At 67.4% G+C, this 18,668-nt stretch carries 13 protein-coding genes and 1 pseudogene; 6 read left to right on the top strand and 8 right to left on the bottom strand.

Features of this window, described 5'->3' with window-relative positions:
• Nucleotides 1-224 (bottom strand): annotated as a pseudogene (locus HU735_RS14350) (type VI secretion system tip protein VgrG); the annotation flags it as partial.
• A 276-nt stretch (nt 225-500) separates the two neighbouring features.
• Here HU735_RS14350 and HU735_RS14345 point away from each other — a divergent pair.
• A complete protein-coding gene (locus HU735_RS14345; protein WP_186714033.1) occupies nt 501-716 on the top strand; it encodes a hypothetical protein in 216 nt (71 codons plus the stop codon).
• A 36-nt stretch (nt 717-752) separates the two neighbouring features.
• Here the strand turns inward: HU735_RS14345 and HU735_RS14340 are convergent, their stop codons facing one another.
• From HU735_RS14340 to HU735_RS14330, 3 genes are all read right to left on the bottom strand, one after another.
• Nucleotides 753-1,385 (bottom strand): LysE family translocator, encoded by a 633-nt coding sequence (locus HU735_RS14340; RefSeq protein ID WP_186714032.1) that lies wholly within the window; start codon nt 1,383-1,385, stop codon nt 753-755.
• Between the two features lie 246 nt (nt 1,386-1,631).
• Nucleotides 1,632-2,639, bottom strand: a complete 1,008-nt coding sequence (locus tag HU735_RS14335) for an aldo/keto reductase (RefSeq protein ID WP_186714031.1) — start codon at nt 2,637-2,639, stop codon at nt 1,632-1,634.
• An 89-nt stretch (nt 2,640-2,728) separates the two neighbouring features.
• Complete coding sequence (locus HU735_RS14330) at nt 2,729-4,261, bottom strand: FAD-dependent oxidoreductase (RefSeq protein WP_186714030.1); 1,533 nt, start codon at nt 4,259-4,261, stop codon at nt 2,729-2,731.
• Between the two features lie 182 nt (nt 4,262-4,443).
• Here HU735_RS14330 and HU735_RS14325 point away from each other — a divergent pair, with 182 nt between their 5' ends.
• From HU735_RS14325 to HU735_RS14315, 3 genes are read left to right on the top strand one after another with little or no spacing between them, the layout of a single operon-like run.
• Entirely contained in the window at nt 4,444-5,586 is a 1,143-nt protein-coding gene (locus HU735_RS14325; RefSeq protein ID WP_186714029.1) for a MexC family multidrug efflux RND transporter periplasmic adaptor subunit, read from the top strand.
• Between the two features lie 15 nt (nt 5,587-5,601).
• A complete protein-coding gene (locus HU735_RS14320; protein ID WP_186714028.1) occupies nt 5,602-8,730 on the top strand; it encodes an efflux RND transporter permease subunit in 3,129 nt (1,042 codons plus the stop codon).
• Nucleotides 8,730-10,133 (top strand): efflux transporter outer membrane subunit, encoded by a 1,404-nt coding sequence (locus HU735_RS14315; protein ID WP_186714027.1) that lies wholly within the window; start codon nt 8,730-8,732, stop codon nt 10,131-10,133. Before HU735_RS14320 ends, HU735_RS14315 begins: the two co-directional genes overlap by 1 nt.
• A 187-nt stretch (nt 10,134-10,320) precedes the next feature.
• On the opposite strand, the gene mobA is transcribed toward HU735_RS14315, so the two are convergent.
• The 3 genes from mobA to HU735_RS14300 form a co-directional block, all read right to left on the bottom strand.
• Nucleotides 10,321-10,896 carry a molybdenum cofactor guanylyltransferase MobA gene (gene mobA / locus HU735_RS14310; RefSeq protein ID WP_186714026.1) on the bottom strand — a complete coding sequence of 192 codons (576 nt, stop codon included), beginning with the start codon at nt 10,894-10,896 and terminating at the stop codon, nt 10,321-10,323.
• A 61-nt stretch (nt 10,897-10,957) separates the two neighbouring features.
• Nucleotides 10,958-14,080, bottom strand: coding sequence for an efflux RND transporter permease subunit (locus HU735_RS14305; RefSeq protein ID WP_186714025.1), 3,123 nt, complete (start codon nt 14,078-14,080; stop codon nt 10,958-10,960).
• Between the two features lie 11 nt (nt 14,081-14,091).
• Entirely contained in the window at nt 14,092-15,267 is a 1,176-nt protein-coding gene (locus tag HU735_RS14300; protein WP_186714024.1) for an efflux RND transporter periplasmic adaptor subunit, read from the bottom strand.
• Nucleotides 15,268-15,425: 158 nt separating this feature from the next.
• Here HU735_RS14300 and HU735_RS14295 point away from each other — a divergent pair, with 158 nt between their 5' ends.
• Entirely contained in the window at nt 15,426-16,127 is a 702-nt protein-coding gene (locus HU735_RS14295; RefSeq protein WP_050705882.1) for a response regulator transcription factor, read from the top strand.
• Between the two features lie 6 nt (nt 16,128-16,133).
• On the top strand, nt 16,134-17,432 hold the full coding sequence (locus HU735_RS14290) for an ATP-binding protein (protein ID WP_186714023.1): 1,299 nt from the start codon (nt 16,134-16,136) through the stop codon (nt 17,430-17,432).
• Nucleotides 17,433-17,548: 116 nt separating this feature from the next.
• Here the strand turns inward: HU735_RS14290 and HU735_RS14285 are convergent, their stop codons facing one another.
• Nucleotides 17,549-18,637: a GGDEF domain-containing protein gene (locus HU735_RS14285; protein WP_186714022.1), complete on the bottom strand. Its 1,089-nt coding sequence runs from the start codon at nt 18,635-18,637 to the stop codon at nt 17,549-17,551.
• Between the last annotated feature and the right edge of the window lie 31 nt (nt 18,638-18,668).

Here is an 18,668-nt window from a genome sequence, read left to right as displayed (position 1 = left end):
AGGCCGTGTACGTAGCGCATCGGGCGCTGGCCGCGCAGGATGGTGAACAGCGCGGGCTTGTCGAGCAGGTGGGCGAAATCGACGTTGTCTTCGTAGCTGACCAGTTCGAGCACCAGCCTGAACGGGGTGCTGAGGGCTTCGTCGAGGGTGAAGGAGACCACCTCGAACGGGTCCTGGCTGGCCAGGGGCTCGAAGCGGTAGCTCAGGTTGGATTGATTGGGCATGAGAGGTCCTTCGGATACGGCTGTCCATGAACGAGACAGTGCTCGCCGTTGCCTGGCTGTTGCGGAATGCCCCCGTCGGTTACTGCTGCATGAAGGCGTTGAGAGCCTCAGGCAGAGCGACGGTGACGCAGACCTGAAACACTAGCGAGGAACGGATTCTGGGTGGTCGACAGGGCTTCCCAAATCCGCGTAGGACGTTTCTCTGATTTTCCCTTTCAGGGCTATTTGGCAGCATTTGCTTACAGTTCTTGGGAGAACCTGCCTGAGGATGCCCCCATGCCCGAAGCCCGCGAGCAGATCGATGCCCGCATCGCCAGCCTTGCCGACTGGCGTGGTCTGCGCCTGGCCCGGCTCAGGGCGCTGATCCACCAGGCCGGGCTGCTCAATGCCAGTCTCAAGGGCGACACCCGCCGGGCCATCGACCTGCATGAGGACGAGTGGCTCGACGAGCAGGCGTTCATCGCGCTGGTGCTCAACCTGGGGCAGTCCTGAATCACCACCCAGGCCTTGCGAGGGAGCAGGTGAGCGTCACACTGCCCGGGTGTTGAGCAGGCGCACGCCCAGGCCGATGAACAGCGCGCCGGTGGCGCGCTTGAACCAGGCGGCCAGGGGCGAAGCCTTCAGGCGCAGGCCGAAGCGCCAGGCGGTGAAACAGTAGAAGGAATGCACCAGGCAGACGATCAGTGCGCCGCTCAGGTACATCGCCGCGAACTGGCCGAAGATCGGCCGCCCGGGCTCGAGGAACTGCGGCAGGAAGGCGCAGAAGAACACCAGGGTCTTGGGATTGCTCACCGAGACCAGGAAGGCCTCCACGGCGATCCGCCATTGCGTCTGGGGTGGCGTCGCGACCACCTGGGCCGCAGGGGCGGCGGGGCCTCCTTTACCCAGCAACTGGCGCAGGCCGAGGTAGATCAGGTAGCCGGCGCCGGCCAGCTTCAGCACCAGGAACGCCGTGGGCAGCGAGATCAACAGGGCGCCCACGCCCATGGCCACGGCGGTGATGGTCAGCAGTTGCGCGGTGAGGTTGCCGAACAGGGTCATGCCCATGCCGGAAGGGCCATAGCGCAAGGCGTTGCGCACGGTCAGCAGGACGTTGGGGCCGGGGATCAGCGAAGTGAGCAGGTAGGCGAAGGAGAAGGTCAACCAGAGGTGCAGGGCCATGGGAGCGCGTCCTTTGCGCGGGGAAAGTCGAACAATGCCAGCAATCGGGGCGGGCCGCCATGGGGGCACATGAGCTGTCGATCTGCTGGGGACAGCGTGGGAGCGGCGGTGCGCCGATGCGACTGGTCCCGCGAAGCGGGTGCCAGGCATTGCGCAACCTTCATCGCGGGGCAAGCCCGCTCCCACGTTCCATGCTCTACGCCCTAGACCTAGACCTAGACCTAGACCTAGACCTAGACCTGGGCGTCAGCGTGGCAGGCGCCCGCTGACGAAGTGCGCCACATCGTTGAACCCGGGCGTCGAGGCATGGCCGGGTGTCACCAGCGAGTCGATGAACGCTTCGTCCTCCGCCGTGATCTTCACCTCCAGCGCGCCGGCATAGGTGTCCCACTGCGCCTCGGTGCGTGGTCCGACAATGGCCGAGCTGACCAGGCGGTTGTTCAGCACCCAGGCGATGGCGAACTCGACGATGCCCACGCCCTTGGCCTCGGTGTAGGCATGGATCTTCTGGGCGATGGCCAGCGACTCCTGGCGCCATTCCACCTCCATGATGCGCTTGTCCTGGCGGCCGGCGCGGCTGCCCTGGTCCGGGGTCGAGCCGGGCGCGTACTTGCCGCTGAGCACGCCGCGGGCCAGCGGGCTGAACGGCACCACGCCCAGGCCATGGTAGGCGGCGGCGGTCAGTTGCTCGGGTTCGGCCTGGCGGTTGACGATGTTGTACAGCGGCTGGCTGACCACAGGCTTGGCCACGCCGAGTTTCTCCGCCAGGTTGCAGATCTCGGCGATGCGCCAGCCACGGAAGTTGGACACGCCCCAGTAGCGGATCTTGCCCTGGGCCAGCAGGTCGCCGATGGCGCGCACGGTCTCCTCCAGCGGCACCGTGTGGTCCTCGCGGTGCAGGTAGTAGATGTCCAGGTAGTCGGTGCCCAGGCGCGTGAGGCTGGCCTCGATGGCATTGAACAGGTGCTTGCGCGACAGGCCGCTGCGGTTCGGCACGCCATCGGCCGGGCCGTAGCCGGCCTTGGAGGCGATGATCCAGTCGTGGCGGTTGCGCGCCACCGCCTCGCCGACGATCTCCTCGGAACGGCCGCCGTTGTAGACGTCGGCGGTGTCGACGAAATTGATGCCCTGGTCCCAGGCCTTGTCGATGATGCGCAGCGAGTCTTCGGTGCCGGTCTGCTCACCGAACATCATGCTGCCCAGGGTGAGGGCCGAGACGTGCAGGCCGGAGCGGCCGAGGGGGCGGTAGATCATTGCAGATAATCCTTTTCTGACGCCTTGAGAGGGGTTTCCCTCTTTTACACAGTTCCGCCCGGCATTGAAAGCGTGCGGCGGGCGCCGTTTCAATCCGGCCAGGCATCGATCAGGTCACGCGCCTCGCGGCTCGACAGCGGCCGTTTCAGCCGCTGCGACAGCACCGCCATGGCCCGTGCGTGGCCCTTGGCGATCACCGCCTCGACCTGGTCGTCCAGGCACTGCAGGGCGATGAAGTCGCCCTGTTCCGGGGTGCCGACGTACTCGATGCGGTTCCAGCCGCTGGCATGTCCGAGCACTTCGTAGGTGCGCCCGTGCTGGTAGGTCCAGAAGAACGGCACGTCGTCGTAGCGGCGGCGCTCGCCGAGCATGTTGGCGGCGGCGATCACCCCATGCTGCTGGGCCAGGCGCCAGTGCTCGATGCGCACCGGGCGGCCGGCCAGGGGGAAAGTGGCGATATCGCCGGCCGCCCACAGGCCGTCGGCGGCCTGCAGATGGGCATCCACCGTCAGCGAACGGTCCTCGGCCAGGGGCAGGTCGTGCAGGTAACCGGTGGCCGGGCTGACGCCGGTGCCGAGCAGCACCAGCGGGGTATGCAGGCGCTCGCCATTGGCCAGCAACACAACCTCGACCCGCTCCCGGCCTTCGAAGCCGCTCACCTCGGTCGGTCCGTGGAACACCACGCCCTTGCGCTCGTGCAACTCGCGCAGTGTCTGGCCAATGCGCTCGCCCAACTGCCGGGCCAGCGGGATGGCGTGGCGGGTGACCACATGCACCTGCAGGCCGTACTTGCGCAGGGCGCTGGCGGCCTCCAGGCCGATGAAACCATCGCCGACGATCACCACCGGCTGGCCCGGCTCGGCCAGGTCGAGCAGTTGCGCGGCATCCGTGCGCGAGCGCAGCACGCAGATACCGGGCAACTGCACGCCGGGGAGCTCGGGGCGCCTGGGCTTGCCGCCGGTGGCCAGCAGGGCGGCGTCGTATTTCAGCTTCTGGCCGTCGGCCAGGGTGATCACGCGCTTGCCGGCATCCAGGGCGCGCACCTTGCCGTGCAGGCGCTGCAGCTGGCCGCGGCGCAGGGCGTCCGGGGCCAGCAGGGTCGGCACTTCGTCCACCGGCATCTGCCCGGCGATGACGAACTTGCTCAGGGCGGTGCGATCGTAGGCGTTCGGCTGTTCCTGGTCGATCCACAGCAGGCGCCCGGCAAAGCCATGCTCGAGCAAGGTGGCAATGGCGGCCGAGCCGGCGGCGCCGGCGCCCACCACGACGAAGGTGCGGGCATCGCTGTGGCGCGGTGGCGCTGTCTCGGACAGCGGCTGGTCGTCGACCCAGACCTGGCCGTCCTTGAGCTGCACGGCATGGCGGCGCAGGCCGGTCAGGGCCGGCGGCTCGCAGACCGCGCCCTCGTCCACGGCGAAGGCGGCCTTGTGCCAGGGGCAGACCAGCAGCCCGCCACAGACCGCGCCTTCTTCCAGGGGCGCGCCCTCATGCGGGCAGTTGGCCTGGTAGGCCTTCACCAACTCGCCCTGGCGCACCAGGACGATGTCCTCGGTGCCGGCCTGGACGCGCAGGGGGCGGTGTTCCTCGAGCTGGTCGAGGCTGGCCACGGCGTGCAGGGTCATGGCGGATCTCCTCAGGCGTTGTGTTTCATTTGACGCCCGCCATGGGTTAGGACTGCGACGAGCCGACGATCGGAGGTGGTCATTACAACTTTTCACAAAAACTTCAAATGAGACTAAATTGACTCAAATCGAATGTGTGAGTACCATTCGCGCCAAATTTAGTTAACGGCTCGGGTGAGTTCATGAGCAATTTGCGTGCAATAGGAGTGGCCAGCTGGCTGGCAGTGGCAGTAGCCCTGGCCGGCTGCGGGGCGGCCGACGAACAGCAGGTCGGCGCTGAAACGGCGTTTCCGGTGGAAATCGTGACCGTGGCCGCCGAGCCACTGGCCCTGGCCTCGACCTTGCCAGGTCGGGTCGAGCCGATGCGGGTGGCTGAGGTGCGTGCCCGGGTGGCCGGCATCGTCCTGCACAAGCGTTTCGAGGAAGGTGCCGACGTCAAGGCTGGCGATGTGCTGTTCCAGATCGACCCGGCGCCGTTCAAGGCTGCCCTGGCCCGCGCCGAGGCCGACCTGGCCCGGGCCCAGGCCGTGCAGCACGAAGCCCAGGCGCGGGTGAAACGCTATGAGCCGCTGGTGAAGATCGAAGCGGTCAGCCAGCAGGACTTCGACAGCGCCACCGCCGAGCTACGCAGCGCCCAGGCCGCCGTGCGTTCGGCCCAGGCCGACGTGCAGACCGCGCGCCTGAACCTGGGTTACGCCACGGTCACCGCGCCGATCTCCGGGCGCATCGGCCGTGCCTTGGCCACCGAAGGCGCGCTGGTGGGGCAGGGCGATGCCACGCTGCTGGCGCGTATCCAGCAGCTCGACCCGATCTATGTCGACTTCACCCAGTCTGCCGCCGATGCCTTGCGCCTGCGCCAGGCTTTGAAGGATGGCGCGTTGGCCGGTGGCGACGACAAGGCGCTGACCGCCCAGGTCGAAGGCACCGACTACCAGCGCCAAGGCGCGCTGATGTTCACCGACGTGGCGGTCGACCGTGGCACCGGCCAGGTCAGCCTGCGCGGGCGTTTCGACAATGCCGACGGCATTCTCCTGCCGGGCATGTACGTGCGTGTGCGCACCCCCCAGGGCACCGACCAGCAGGCCATCCTGGTGCCGCAACGCGCCGTGCAGCGCGGCAGCGACGGCGAGGCACGGGTGATGGTGGTGGGCACCGGCAACCTGGCCGAGGCGCGCAGCGTGCGCACCGGCGTGATGCAGGGCTCGCGCTGGCAGATCGTCGAAGGCCTGCGCGGCGGTGACCAGGTCATCGTCGGCAGCCCGGCCGGCCTGGCCCCGGGCATGCCCGTGGTGGCGGCGCAGGCGCAGCCGGTCGCGGCGAAATAAGGCGAGGGTAGCGAGATGTCCAAGTTCTTCATCAATCGGCCGAACTTCGCCTGGGTCGTGGCGCTGTTCATTTCCCTGGCCGGCCTGCTGGTGATCCCGGCGTTGCCGGTGGCCCAGTACCCCAGCGTGGCACCGCCACAGATTTCCATCACCGCCAGCTACCCGGGCGCTTCGGCCAAGGTGTTGGTGGAGTCGGTAACCAGCATCATCGAGGAGTCGCTCAACGGCGCCAAGGGCCTGCTGTACTACGAGTCCACCAACAACTCCAACGGCGTCGCCGAGGTGCTGGTGACCTTCGAGCCCGGTACCGAACCGGACATGGCCCAGGTCGATGTGCAGAACCGCCTGAAGAAGGCCGAGGCGCGCATGCCCCAGGCGGTGCTGACCCAGGGCCTGAAAGTGGAGCAGGCCAGCTCCGGTTTCCTGCTGATCTACGCCCTGACCAGCAAGGCCGGCGACCGCGGCGACACCACGGCCCTGGCCGACTACGCCGCGCGCAACATCAACAACGAACTGCTGCGCGTGCCGGGCGTGGGCAAGCTGCAGTTCTTCTCTTCGGAGGCGGCCATGCGGGTCTGGGTCGATCCGCAGAAACTGGTGGGCTATGGCCTGTCCATCGATGACGTCAACAACGCCATCCGCGGCCAGAACGTCCAGGTGCCGGCCGGCAGCTTCGGCAGCACGCCGGGCGCCAGCGAACAGGAGCTGACCGCGACCCTGGCGGTGCAGGGTACCCTCGATACTCCCGAGGCCTTCGCCGGTATCGTCCTGCGCGCCAACCCGGACGGCTCCAGCGTGCGCCTGGGCGATGTCGCGCGCCTGGCCATCGGTAGCGAGAACTACAACCTGTCCTCGCGCCTGAACGGCCACCCGGCCGTGGCCGGCGCGGTGCAGCTGGCGCCCGGCGCCAACGCCATCCAGACCGCGACGCTGGTCAAGGAGCGCCTGGCGGAGCTTGCGCAGTTCTTCCCCGAGGGCGTCGAGTATTCGGTGCCCTACGACACCTCGCGCTTCGTTGACGTGGCCATCGAGAAGGTGATCCACACCCTGATCGAAGCCATGGTGCTGGTGTTCCTGGTGATGTTCCTGTTCCTGCAGAACATCCGCTACACCCTGATTCCGTCGATCGTGGTGCCGGTGTGCCTGCTGGGCACGCTGATGATCATGAAGCTGCTCGGCTTTTCGGTGAACATGATGACCATGTTCGGCATGGTGCTGGCCATCGGCATCCTGGTGGACGACGCCATCGTGGTGGTGGAGAACGTCGAGCGGCTGATGGCCGAGGAGGGCCTGTCGCCGGTGGACGCGACCATCAAGGCGATGGGGCAGGTGTCCGGGGCGATCATCGGTATCACCATGGTCTTGGCGGCGGTGTTCCTGCCGCTGGCGTTCATGTCCGGTTCCGTGGGGGTGATCTACCAGCAGTTCTCGGTGTCGCTGGCGGTGTCGATCCTGTTCTCCGGCTTCCTCGCCCTGACCTTCACCCCGGCGCTGTGCGCCACGCTGCTCAAGCCGGTGCCCCATGGTCACCATGAGAAGGGCGGTTTCTTCGGTGCCTTCAACCGCGCCTTCGCCCGCGTGACCGAGCGTTACTCGGTGATGAACAGCGCCCTGGTGGCCCGCGCCGGCCGCTGGATGCTGGCCTATGTCGGCATCCTGGTGGTGCTCGGTTATTCCTATCTGCGTCTGCCGGAAGCCTTCGTGCCTTCGGAGGACCTGGGCTACAGCATTGTCGACGTGCAACTGCCGCCGGGCGCCAGCCGGGTGCGTACCGACCACACCGCCGAGGCGCTGGAGCAATTCCTGATGTCCCGCGAGGCGACGGCCAGTTCGTTCATCGTCAGCGGCTTCAGCTTCTCGGGCCAGGGTGACAACGCCGCGCTGGCGTTCCCCACCTTCAAGGACTGGTCCCTGCGCGGCCCCGAGCAATCGGCCGAGGCGGAAACTGCCGCCATCAACGCTCACTTCGCCGCCAACGGCGACGGCGCTATCACCGCGGTCATGCCGCCGCCGATCGACGGCCTGGGCAACTCCGGCGGTTTCGCCCTGCGCCTGATGGACCGTGGTGGCCTGGGCCGCGAAGCGCTGCTGGCGGCCCGCGACCAGCTGCTGGCCCGTGCCAACGGCAACCCGGTGATCCTCTACGCGATGATGGAAGGCCTGGCCGAGGCGCCGCAGCTGCGCGTGCAGATCGACCGCGAGAAGGCCCGCGCCCTGGGCGTGAGCTTCGAAACCATCAACAGCACCCTGGCCACCGCTTTCGGTTCGGCGGTGATCAACGACTTCACCAACGCCGGGCGCCAGCAGCGCGTGGTGGTGCAGGCCGAGCAGGGTGAGCGCATGACCCCGGAAAGCGTGCTGCGCCTCTATGCGCCGAACGCCCAGGGCGAGCAGGTGCCGTTCAGCGCCTTCGTCACCACGAAATGGGAAGAGGGCCCGGTGCAGCTGGTGCGCTACAACGGCTATCCATCGATCCGCATCGCCGGTGACGCCGCGCCCGGCCACAGCACCGGCCAGGCCATGGCCGAGATGGAACGCCTGGTCAGCGAACTGCCGCCTGGCATCGGCTATGCCTGGACGGGCCTGTCGTACCAGGAGAAGGTCTCCAGCGGCCAGGCCACGGCCTTGTTCGCCCTGGCCATCCTGGTGGTGTTCCTGCTGCTGGTGGCTCTGTACGAAAGCTGGGCGATCCCGCTGACGGTAATGCTGATCGTGCCGATCGGCGCCCTGGGCGCGGTGTGGGCGGTGATGCTCACCGGCTTGCCCAACGATGTGTATTTCAAGGTCGGCCTGATCACCATCATTGGCCTGGCGGCGAAGAACGCCATCCTGATCGTCGAGTTCGCCAAGGAATTGTGGGAGAAGGGCTACAGCCTGAGCGACGCCGCCATCGAGGCCGCACGCTTGCGTTTCCGCCCGATCGTGATGACCTCCATGGCCTTCATCCTCGGCGTGGTGCCGCTGGCCATTGCCACCGGCGCCGGCGCGGCGAGTCAGCGCGCCATCGGTACCGGGGTGATCGGCGGCATGCTCAGCGCCACCTTGCTGGGCGTGGTGTTCGTGCCGATCTGTTTCGTGTTCGTGCTGAAGCTGCTCAAGCGCAAGCCGGCCCCTGTGCAACACGCTGTCGAGGTGACCCAGTGATGCTCATGCGCAATCTTGCAATTCCGTTCGCGCTGGCCGTCACCTTGGCCGGCTGCTCCCTGGCACCGACCTACCAGCGCCCCGAGGCGCCGGTGGCGGCCGCGTGGGGCGATGCCGCCGGCCATCACGGCAAGGCGGTGGAGCAGTTGGACTGGCAGGCGTTTATCGTCGACCCGTCCCTGCGCCAGCTGGTGGGCACCGCGCTGGACAACAACCGCTCGCTGCGCCAGACCCTGCTGGATATCGAGCAGGCCCGCGCCCAGTACCGTATCCAGCGTGCCGACCGGGTCCCGGGCTTGAATGCCGGGGCTTCGGGTAACCGCCAGCATTTGCCGGCGGACCTGTCGAGCAACGGTCGCGAGGGTGTCAGCAGTACTTACCAGGTGGGCCTGTCGCTGCCCGAATACGAAGTTGACCTGTTTGGCCGGGTGAAAAGCCTGAGTGACGCGGCCCTGGAACAGTACCTGGCCACCGAGGAAGTTGGCCGTGCCGCGCGCATTGCCCTGATCGCCGAAGTGAGTCAGGCCTACCTGACCCTGGACGGCGCCGAGCGGCGTCTGGCGCTGACCCGCCAGACCCTGGCCAGTCGCGAGGATTCGCTGGCCCTGGTCGGCCAGCGGCGTGGCGCCGGCACGGCCACGGCGCTGGATCATCAGGAGGCGCTGGGGCTGGTCGAACAGTCGCGGGCCGAGCTGGAAGGCATCGTGCGCGAGCAGCGCCAGGCCTACAACGCCCTGGTGTTGCTGCTGGGCAGCGCGGACGCGGCCAAGGCGATTCCGGCCGAGCGTGGCGAGGCGCCGCTGGTCCTGCAGGATATCGCTCCGGGCGCGCCGTCGGCGCTGCTCGAGCGCCGCCCGGACATTCTCGCCGCCGAACATCGGCTGCGGGCACGTAACGCCGATATCGGCGCGGCGCGGGCGGCGTTCTTCCCGCGGATCAGCCTGACCGGCAGCTTCGGTACTTCCAGTGCACAGATGTCCGGGCTGTTCGACGGTGGTTCGCGCAGCTGGAGCTTCATGCCGCAGCTGTCGCTGCCGCTGTTCGATGCCGGGCGCAACAAGGCCGGCCTGAGCCTGGCCGAGGCGCGCAAGGATTCGGCGGTGGCGGCCTATGAGGGCACGATCCAGACCGCCTTCCGCGAAGTCGCCGACGCCCTGGCCGCCACCGACACCCTGCGCCGCGAGGAAGCGGCGCGCCGGGCCCTGGCCGATACCAGCCGGGCGACCGTGGCGCTGGCCAAGGCGCGCTACGAGGGCGGCGTGGACAGCCACCTGCGCTACCTGGATGCGCAGCGTAACGGCTATGTCAACGAAGCGGCCTTTATCGAGGCCAGCACCCAGCGCCAGCTGGCGTTGGTCGATCTGTTCCGTGCCCTGGGCGGTGGTTGGCCGGACAAGGGCTGAAAGACTCCTTTGGTTGGGGATTCCAACCGCTCGGCCCCGGGGGATCTTTGCCCGGGGCTTTTTTTTGCCTCTAAGAATGGGGTAGGCAGGGCCGACGTAATCGCGGGGCAAGCCCGCTCCCACGGAGCACGCGTATTTCTGCGGGAGAGGGCTTTCGTGGGAGCGGGCTTGCCCCGCGATCGAGGTGTTAATCCTGCAGCAGATCCGGGCTGTTGAAGTTGCTCAATCGCGGATCGTCCTCGACACACTCCAGCCCCTGGACACTCGCCTGCAGCAAGGCCTTCTGCAAACTCCGCTCACCCGCCTGCCAGGCCTGCTCCAGCAGCGGCAGCAACCGCCGCGGCAACACACTGAACATCGGCTGCCAGTACCCACCTTGGCGCACCATGGCCGCGCTGTCGTGTGTAACCGCCAGGGCCAGCAGGTCCTCGATCAAGGCCCGGTCGATCCGCGGTGCATCGCAGGCCAGCAGTACCACCCACTCATGCCGCGCCACCTTGAGCCCGCTGATGACCCCGGCCAGCGGACCGGGAAAGTCCGCTTCGGCATCGCCGACGAGCTGGTCGGCAAACGCCGCATAGGCCGCCTGGTTGCGGTTGCAGGAAATCACCAGATCATCGCTGAGCGGCCGCACGGCACGTTGCACATGGGCCACCAACGGCTCGCCGCGCCAGGCCACCAGGCCCTTGTCGCGGCCGCCCATGCGCTGGCCACGGCCTCCGGCGAGGATGAGGATGGAACAGGGGGGGAGGGCGTCAGGCATGAAAAAGGGTTCCGGGCAGTCAATGCCGGGAACCCTCCCATTTACCGCGGGGCTTGTCCAGTCAGGCCTCGTGGGTGGCTGCTTCGGCCGTCCTTGTCCGGCCACGCCCGGCCAGGCGCATCACCACGACGAAGAACACCGGCACGAACACCACGGCGAAAGTGGCGCTGAGCATGCCGCCGATCACCCCGGTACCGATCGCCTGCTGGCTGGCCGAGCTGGCGCCGCTGGCGATGGCCAGGGGCACCACGCCGAGGATGAACGCCAGCGAGGTCATCACGATCGGGCGCAGGCGCAGGCGCGCGGCCTGGATCGCCGCGTCCACCGCGTCATGCCCCTGGTCCACCAGGTCCTTGGCGAACTCGATGATCAGGATGGCGTTCTTTGCCGACAGGCCGATCAAGGTGATCAGGCCGACCTTGAAGAACACGTCGTTGGGCATCCCGCGCAGGGTCACGGCGAGTACCGCGCCGAGCACGCCCAGGGGCACCACCAGCAGCACCGCGGTGGGGATCGACCAGCTTTCGTACAGTGCCGCCAGGCACAGGAACACCACCAGCAGCGACAACGCCATCAGCAGCGGCGCCTGGCTGCCGGACAGCCGCTCCTGCAGCGACAGGCCGGTCCATTCCAGGCCGGAGCCGGCCGGCAGCTGGGCGACCAGGCGCTCGACCTCGGCCATGGCCTCGCCCGAGCTGAAGCCGGCCGCCGGCTCGCCGGAGATCGACACCGCCGGGTAGCCGTTGTAGCGGGTCAGTTGCACCGGGCCGGACTGCCAGTGGGCCGTGACGAAGGCGCCCAGGGGCACCATCTTGCCGCTGTTGTTGCGCACGTGGATCTTCAGCAGGTCCTCGACCTGGCTGCGCCGGTCGCCTTCGGCCTGCACCACCACCCGCTGCATGCGGCCCTGGTTGGGGAAGTCGTTGACGTAGTTGGAACCCACCGCGGTGTCGAGCACCGCGCCGATGTCGGCGAACGACACGCCCAGGGCATTGGCCTGACGACGATCGATTTCCAACTCCACCTGGGGGCTTTCGGCCAGCGAGGCTTCGCGCACGTTGACCAGCACCTTGCTCTTGCGCGTGGCCTCCAGCAGTTGGTCACGGGCCTCCATGAGCGCGGTGTGGCCCATGCCGCCACGGTCCTGCAGGCGGAACTCGAAGCCGGTCGACTCGCCCAGGCCGTCCACCGGCGGCGGCAGCACCGCGTAGGCGATGGCGTCCTTGAGCTGGGTGAAGGCCAGGGTGGCGCGGTCGGCGATGGACTGCGCGCTGTCGTCGCCACCGCGTTCGGACCAGTCCTTCAGGGTGGTGAAGGCCAGCGCCGCGTTCTGCCCGCTGCCGGAGAAGCTGAAACCGAGGATCAGCGTGGTGTTGGCCACGCCCGGTTCTTCAGCGTTGTGCGCCTCGATCTGCTGCGCCACCTCGATGGTACGGGCCTGGCTGGCACCCGGCGGCAGCTGGATGTCGGTGATGGTGTAGCCCTGGTCCTCGGTGGGCAGGAAGGCGGTGGGCAACTGGCTGAAGCCGTAGCCGAGCACCGCCAGCAACGCGGCATACACCAGCAGGTAGCGGCCGCTGCGGGCCAGGGCGTGGGTCACCCAGCGCTGGTAGCCGTTGCTCATGCCCTCGAAGCGGCGGTTGAACCAGCCGAAGAAGCCCTTGCGCTCATGGTGCTCGCCCTTTTCCAGCGGCTTGAGCAGGGTGGCGCACAGGGCCGGGGTCAGGCTCAGGGCGAGGAACGCCGAGAACAGGATCGACACCGCCATCGACACCGAAAACTGCTGGTAGATCACGCCCACCGAGCCCTTCATGAAGGCCATCGGCAGGAACACCGCTACCAGCACCAGGGTGATGCCGACGATGGCGCCGCTGATCTGGCCCATGGCCTTGCGCGTGGCTTCCTTCGGCGGCAGGCCTTCCTCGGCCATGATCCGCTCGACGTTCTCCACCACGACGATGGCATCGTCGACCAGGATGCCGATGGCCAACACCATGCCGAACAGGGTCAGCACGTTGATCGAGAAGCCCAGTGCGTTCATCACCGCGAAGGTGCCCATCAAAGCCACCGGTACCACCAGGGTCGGGATCAGGGTGTAACGGAAGTTCTGCAGGAACAGGAACATCACCGCGAACACCAGCACCATGGCCTCGACCAGGGTGTTGATCACCTGCTTGATCGAGACCTTGACGAACGGCGAGGTGTCGTAGGGGATGTCGTACTTCACCCCGGCCGGGAAGTAGCGCGCCAGCTCGTCGAGCTTCTGCTTGACCAGGCCCGCGGTTTCCATGGCGTTGGCGCCGGGCGACAGCTTGACGCTGAAGGCGCTGGTGGCCTTGCCGTTCAGACGCGTGCCGTACTGGTATTCCTGGGCGCCGATCTCGACCCGGGCGACATCACCGACGGTGACGGTCGAGCCGTCGGTGTTGGCGCGCAGGACGATGGCGGCGAACTCCTCGGGGGTGCTCAGCTGGCCCTTGACCACCACGTTGGCGGTGATCTCCTGGGTCGGCCGGCTGGGCAGGTCGCCGATGCTGCCGGGGGCGACCTGGGCGTTCTGCGCGGCGATGGCTTCGGCCACGTCGTTGGGTGTGAGGTTGAAACCGACCAGCTTGGCCGGGTCGATCCAGATGCGCATGGCCCGCTCCGAGCCGTACAGCTGCGCCTTGCCGACGCCCTTGATGCGGCGGATCTCGTTCATCACGTTGCGCGCAAGGATGTCCGACAGGGCGATCTCGTCGAGGCTGCCGTCCTCGGAGGTGAGGGTGGCCAGCAGCAGGAAGCCGGTGGACACCTTTTCCACCTGCAGGCCTTGCTGGGTCACCGGGCGCGGCAGGCGCGACTCGATCACCTTGAGGCGGTTCTGCACGTCGACCTGGGCCATGTCCGGGTTGGTGCCGGGCTGGAAGCTGGCGGTGATGGTGGCGCTGCCCAGGCTGCTCTGCGACTCGAAGTAGAGCAGGTTGTCGGCACCGTTGAGCTCCTGCTCGATGATGCTGACCACGCTCTCGTCCATGGTCGCCGCCGAGGCGCCCGGGTAGACGGCGTAGATTTCCACCTGCGGCGGCGCCACGTCGGGGTACTGGGCCACCGGCAGCTGCGGGATGGCCAGGGCGCCGACCAGGAGGATGAACAGGGCGACCACCCAGGCGAATACCGGGCGGTCGATGAAGAACTGCGGCATGGATCAGGCCCTCATTGGCCGGTGTGTTGGGCGACCGCGGAGGCGCCCGGTTGCTCGTCGACCTGGACCTGGTCGCCGGCCTTGACGTGTTGCAGGCCCTCGACCACCACGCGATCGCCGGGGGCCAGGCCCTCGCTGACGATCCAGCGATCACCCTGGGCGCTGCCCAGCACCACCTGGCGTTCGCTGATGCGCGCCTGCTGGTCGACCAGCAGCACCTTGGGCACGCCGGCGCTGTCGCGCAGGATGGCGCGCTGCGGCACGCTGATGCCCTGGGGCTGCACCGCCTGGTCCAGGCGCACGCGCACATAGCTGCCCGGCAGCAGGTCGAGGTCGGGGTTGGGGAACTCGCTGCGCAGGGTGATCTGGTTGGTGCTCGGGTCGACGCTGATGTCCGAGAACAGCAGCTTGCCGGCCAGCGGGTAGGCGCTGCCGTCGTCCTGGATCAGCGTGGCCTTGACCTGGTCCTGGCCGACCTGGCGCAGTTCGCCGGCGCGCAAGGCACGGCGCAGGGCGTTGAGCTCGCGGGTCGACTGGGTGACGTCGGCATGGATAGGGTTCAACTGCTGGATGGTGGCCAGCGGCGTGGTCTCGCTCTGCCCGACCAGCGCGCCCTCGGTCACCAGGGCGCGGCCGATGCGCCCGGAGATCGGCGCGGTGACGGTGGCGTAGCCCAGGTTCAGGCGTGCCCGTTCCAGCGCCGCCTTGGCTTCGCCGACCGCGGCGTCGGCCTGGAGGAAGGCGGCGCGGGCGTTGTCGTACTCCTGGCGGCTGACCGCCTTGTCGTCGACCAGCTCGCGATAGCGCTGTTCCTGCAGGCGGGCCTGGTACAGGGTTGCCTCGGCCTTGGCCAGGGTGGCGCGGGCGCTGTCGAAGTCGGCCTTGAACGGCGCCGGGTCGATCTGGAACAAGACGTCGCCCTGTTTCACGTCGCTGCCTTCGCGGTACACCCGCTTGAGCACCACGCCGGCTACCCGGGCGCGCACCTCGGCGGTACGCGGCGCAAGGATGCGGCCGCTCAGTTCAGTGCTGATCGCCAATGGCTGCACGGCCAGGGTCTCGACCCGGACCTGGGAAGGCGGGGCCTGTTCTTCCTGTTCGGCGGCGTCGTTGCAACCGGCCAGGGAAAGGGTCATCAGCGCCAGCAGCGCCAAGGGGCGCAGGCGCGAAGGGCAGGGAATGGACATACGGATCTTCCAGGTTTGATCCAGCGTATGCTAAAGCAGCCGTTCGGGTGGCGGCTGTTAAGCTGTGTTGGGCGTATGTGAAAAAGTGTGAACAATCGGCGGTGGCCCGCCCGGGATTCTATATCCTGCCTTACTTCAATCTTTCGTCAAATCCCCTTATGCCGAACATTCTCCTGGTCGAAGACGACAGCGCGTTGTCCGAACTGATCGCCAGCTACCTGCAACGCAACGATTTCCATGTCCGGGTGATTGCCCGCGGCGACCATGTGCTGGACGAGTTCCGCCGGCAGAAGCCGGACCTGGTGATCCTCGACCTGATGCTGCCGGGCCTCGACGGCCTGCAGGTGTGCCGCCTGCTGCGCCAGGAAACCCAGGGCCTGCCGATCCTCATGCTGACCGCTCGTGACGACAGCCACGACCAGGTGCTGGGGCTGGAAATGGGCGCCGACGACTACGTCACCAAACCGTGCGAACCCCGGGTGCTGCTGGCCAGGGTGCGCACCCTGCTGCGCCGCAGCAGCGTCAACGAGCCGCGCCTGGACAGCGACCTGATCCAGGTCGGTGGCCTGCGCATCGACCTGGCCGAGCGCACGGTCAGCTGGCGCGGCGAGGAGGTGGAGCTGTCCAGCGGCGAGTACAACCTGCTGGTGGTGCTGGCACGCAATGCCGGCGAGGTGATGAGCCGCGACCGCATCCTCCAGCAGTTGCGCGGCATCGAGTTCAACGGCACCGACCGTTCGGTGGACGTGGCCATCTCCAAGCTGCGCCGGCGCTTCGACGACAGCGCCGGCGAGGCGCGCAAGATCAAGACCGTGTGGGGCAAGGGGTATCTGTTCAGCCGGGTCGAGTGGGAGTACTGACAGGCCATGCTCAAGATCCTGGTGCGGCTGTACCTGGTGATCATCGTCGCCTATGCCGGGGCGATCGCGCTGATCCCCGACACCATCGTCGGGTTGTTCCATGAGCGCTTCATGGCCTACAACCTCGAGCAGGCCAAGGGCGTGCAGACCCTGATCGTGCGCCAGTTCCAGCAGGCGCCGCGGGAGCAGTGGCCAGCGGTGGAGCAAGACCTGGCCGGGGTGTTCAAACCGTTGCAAGTGCGCCTGCTGCGCATGGACGAGGCCGACCTGAGCGGCGAGGAGAAAGCCCGGCTCGAGCACGGCCTGTACGCGGTACGCATGGCCGACTGGGGCTACTACGAAACGGTGCTGGCGCCGCTGGATTCGCAATGGCTGGTGCGCCTGCACTCGCCGGACGACCCGTTGGACATCAACGTGCTGTCCTGGGGCGTGACCGTGCTGATCGGTGCGGCCATGCTCGGCTGCCTGCTGCTGTGGGTATGGCCGCACTGGCGCGACCTCGAGCGGCTGAAGGACACTGCCCGGCGCCTGGGGCGCGGCGAGATGTCCGAGCGCACGCATATCTCGCCTCGCTCGAACATCGGTGAACTGGCCGGGGTGTTCGACACCATGGCCAGCGATCTGGAACGCCACGTCAATCAGCAGCGCGAACTGCTCAACGCGGTTTCCCACGAGCTGCGCACGCCGTTGACCCGCCTGGACTTCGGCCTGGTGCTGCTGTTCGACGAGGTGCCGCCGGCCAGCCGCAAGCGTCTGCTGGGGTTGGTGGGCCATGTGCGCGAGCTGGACGAGCTGGTGCTCGAACTGCTGTCCTACAGCCGCCTGGACAGCGTCGACCAGGCCCGCGAGCGGGTCGAGGTGTCGTTGCTGGAGCTGGTGGACAGCGTGCTCGGCAGCTTCGCCGAGGAGCTCGACAACCGTGGCATTCGCTGGGAGGTGCGCTGCGAAACCGACCTGCCGCGTTTCGTCCTCGACCCGCGGCTGACCGCCCGCGCCGTGCAGAACCTGGTGCGCAACGCCATGCGCTATTGCGATGAAAGCCTGCTGCTGCGCCTGCGCCGGGAAGAAGACGGCGCCTGCCTGGTGACCGTGGAAGACGATGGCATCGGCATTCCGACCGAGGAGCGTGAGCGGATCTTCCAGCCGTTCTATCGCCTGGACCGCAGCCGTGATCGCAATACCGGCGGGTTCGGTTTGGGGTTGGCGATCAGCCGGCGGGCCATCGAAGGGCAGGGCGGCACGTTGACCGTGGCGCAGTCGGCACTGGGCGGGGCGCAGTTCAGGATTCGCTTGCCCGCCGGTTGATGCAGCGCCTGGGCCGGCCTCATCGCGGGGCAAGCCCGCTCCCACGCCGGTGTTGGAGGCAGGTGGTGAAGAAAGGTGATGGAGGTTGGCGTGGGAGCGGGATTGCCCCGCGATGGTCATTGTCCTGACAGGCTTGCCGACCAGGTCACGAAGCGGTCCTTGCCGGTGTGCTTGGCCTCGTACAACGCCTGGTCCGCCCTGATCAGCGCCAGGCTCAGGGTATCGCCGCTGTCGATCCGGGCCAGGCCGATGCTGATGGTCACCGGATGCGCGCCGAGGTCTTCGCGAACCTGCCGGCACAGCGCGGCGACCTGCTGCTCGGCGCCGGCCTCGTCCAGCCCCTGGAAAAAGATCGCGAATTCCTCGCCGCCCAGCCGGGCGATCTCGTAGCCGCTCATTGCCGCCTTGATATGCGCCGCCACACGCTTGAGCACCTCGTCGCCGATGTCATGGCCGAAGCGGTCGTTGACCTGCTTGAAATTGTCGATGTCGATCATCGCCAGGAACTGCCCGGCATCCGCCTGGCGCAGCTGCTTTTCGGCCTTGGCCATGAACGAACGGCGGTTGGGGATTTCGGTCAGGGCGTCGATGTAGGCCTGCTCCAGCAGCACCTTGGTCAGGTAGAAGTTGTGCAGCTTGGCCTGGCGGATGCGCAGGTAGCTGTAGATCACCAGGCCGCTGAGGAACACCGCGTAGCTGATCAGCATCGCGCCCTCGAGCTTCAGGGCCTCGATGCGGGTGTGGTAGAAGGGATTGAGCATGACCCAGGTGATGCCCAGGGCGCAGAAGAACGACCAGCGCCGCACCGGCAGCACCGACACGGTGTACAGCACCGTCGAGACGCCGAGCACCAACCACACCGGTCGCAGAACGATCGGAATGCCCTCGATCACCAGGCGCATGGCCAGGGTGATCACCGCCACGAACAGCAGGTTGAGCACGTCGAAATGCTGGCTCTTGCGGGTGAAACCCAGGACCACGCAGAGGCTGCACAGCAGGGCGATGAACAGCCCCGACAGCCAGGTGAAGCCCTGGCCGCCGAGGTAGCTGACGATCAGGTCGAAGATCAGCCAGATGGCGATGCCGATGCAGAAGATCAGCAGGCAGAAGCGGCGCATCGCCTCGAATTCGTGCTGGCGGAACTCGGCGCGCAGGGCGGCGGGGGCGACCTGTTGGCGGATGTGGGCTTCGAGGGTCTTGTACATGCTGGAGGATACCCTCGGCTATTGTGTTGTT

The organism is Pseudomonas sp. BW16M2 (assembly GCF_014268865.1).
Taxonomy (GTDB): Bacteria; Pseudomonadota; Gammaproteobacteria; order Pseudomonadales; family Pseudomonadaceae; genus Aquipseudomonas; species Aquipseudomonas peradeniyensis.
This window is presented reverse-complemented; position numbering and strand designations above follow the sequence as displayed.

Bases quoted from the DNA above. Each gene is read 5' to 3' on its own strand.
- HU735_RS14330 (WP_186714030.1), bottom strand. From the start codon at position 4,261: ATGACCCTGCACGCCGTGGCCAGCCTCGACCAGCTCGAGGAACACCGC.
- HU735_RS14300 (WP_186714024.1), bottom strand. From the start codon at position 15,267: ATGTCCATTCCCTGCCCTTCGCGCCTGCGCCCCTTGGCGCTGCTGGCG.
- HU735_RS14290 (WP_186714023.1), top strand. From the start codon at position 16,134: ATGCTCAAGATCCTGGTGCGGCTGTACCTGGTGATCATCGTCGCCTAT.
- HU735_RS14320 (WP_186714028.1), top strand. From the start codon at position 5,602: ATGTCCAAGTTCTTCATCAATCGGCCGAACTTCGCCTGGGTCGTGGCG.
- mobA (WP_186714026.1), bottom strand. From the start codon at position 10,896: ATGCCTGACGCCCTCCCCCCCTGTTCCATCCTCATCCTCGCCGGAGGC.
- HU735_RS14340 (WP_186714032.1), bottom strand. From the start codon at position 1,385: ATGGCCCTGCACCTCTGGTTGACCTTCTCCTTCGCCTACCTGCTCACT.
- HU735_RS14305 (WP_186714025.1), bottom strand. From the start codon at position 14,080: ATGCCGCAGTTCTTCATCGACCGCCCGGTATTCGCCTGGGTGGTCGCC.
- HU735_RS14325 (WP_186714029.1), top strand. From the start codon at position 4,444: ATGAGCAATTTGCGTGCAATAGGAGTGGCCAGCTGGCTGGCAGTGGCA.
- HU735_RS14345 (WP_186714033.1), top strand. From the start codon at position 501: ATGCCCGAAGCCCGCGAGCAGATCGATGCCCGCATCGCCAGCCTTGCC.
- HU735_RS14285 (WP_186714022.1), bottom strand. From the start codon at position 18,637: ATGTACAAGACCCTCGAAGCCCACATCCGCCAACAGGTCGCCCCCGCC.
- HU735_RS14335 (WP_186714031.1), bottom strand. From the start codon at position 2,639: ATGATCTACCGCCCCCTCGGCCGCTCCGGCCTGCACGTCTCGGCCCTC.
- HU735_RS14315 (WP_186714027.1), top strand. From the start codon at position 8,730: ATGCTCATGCGCAATCTTGCAATTCCGTTCGCGCTGGCCGTCACCTTG.
- HU735_RS14295 (WP_050705882.1), top strand. From the start codon at position 15,426: ATGCCGAACATTCTCCTGGTCGAAGACGACAGCGCGTTGTCCGAACTG.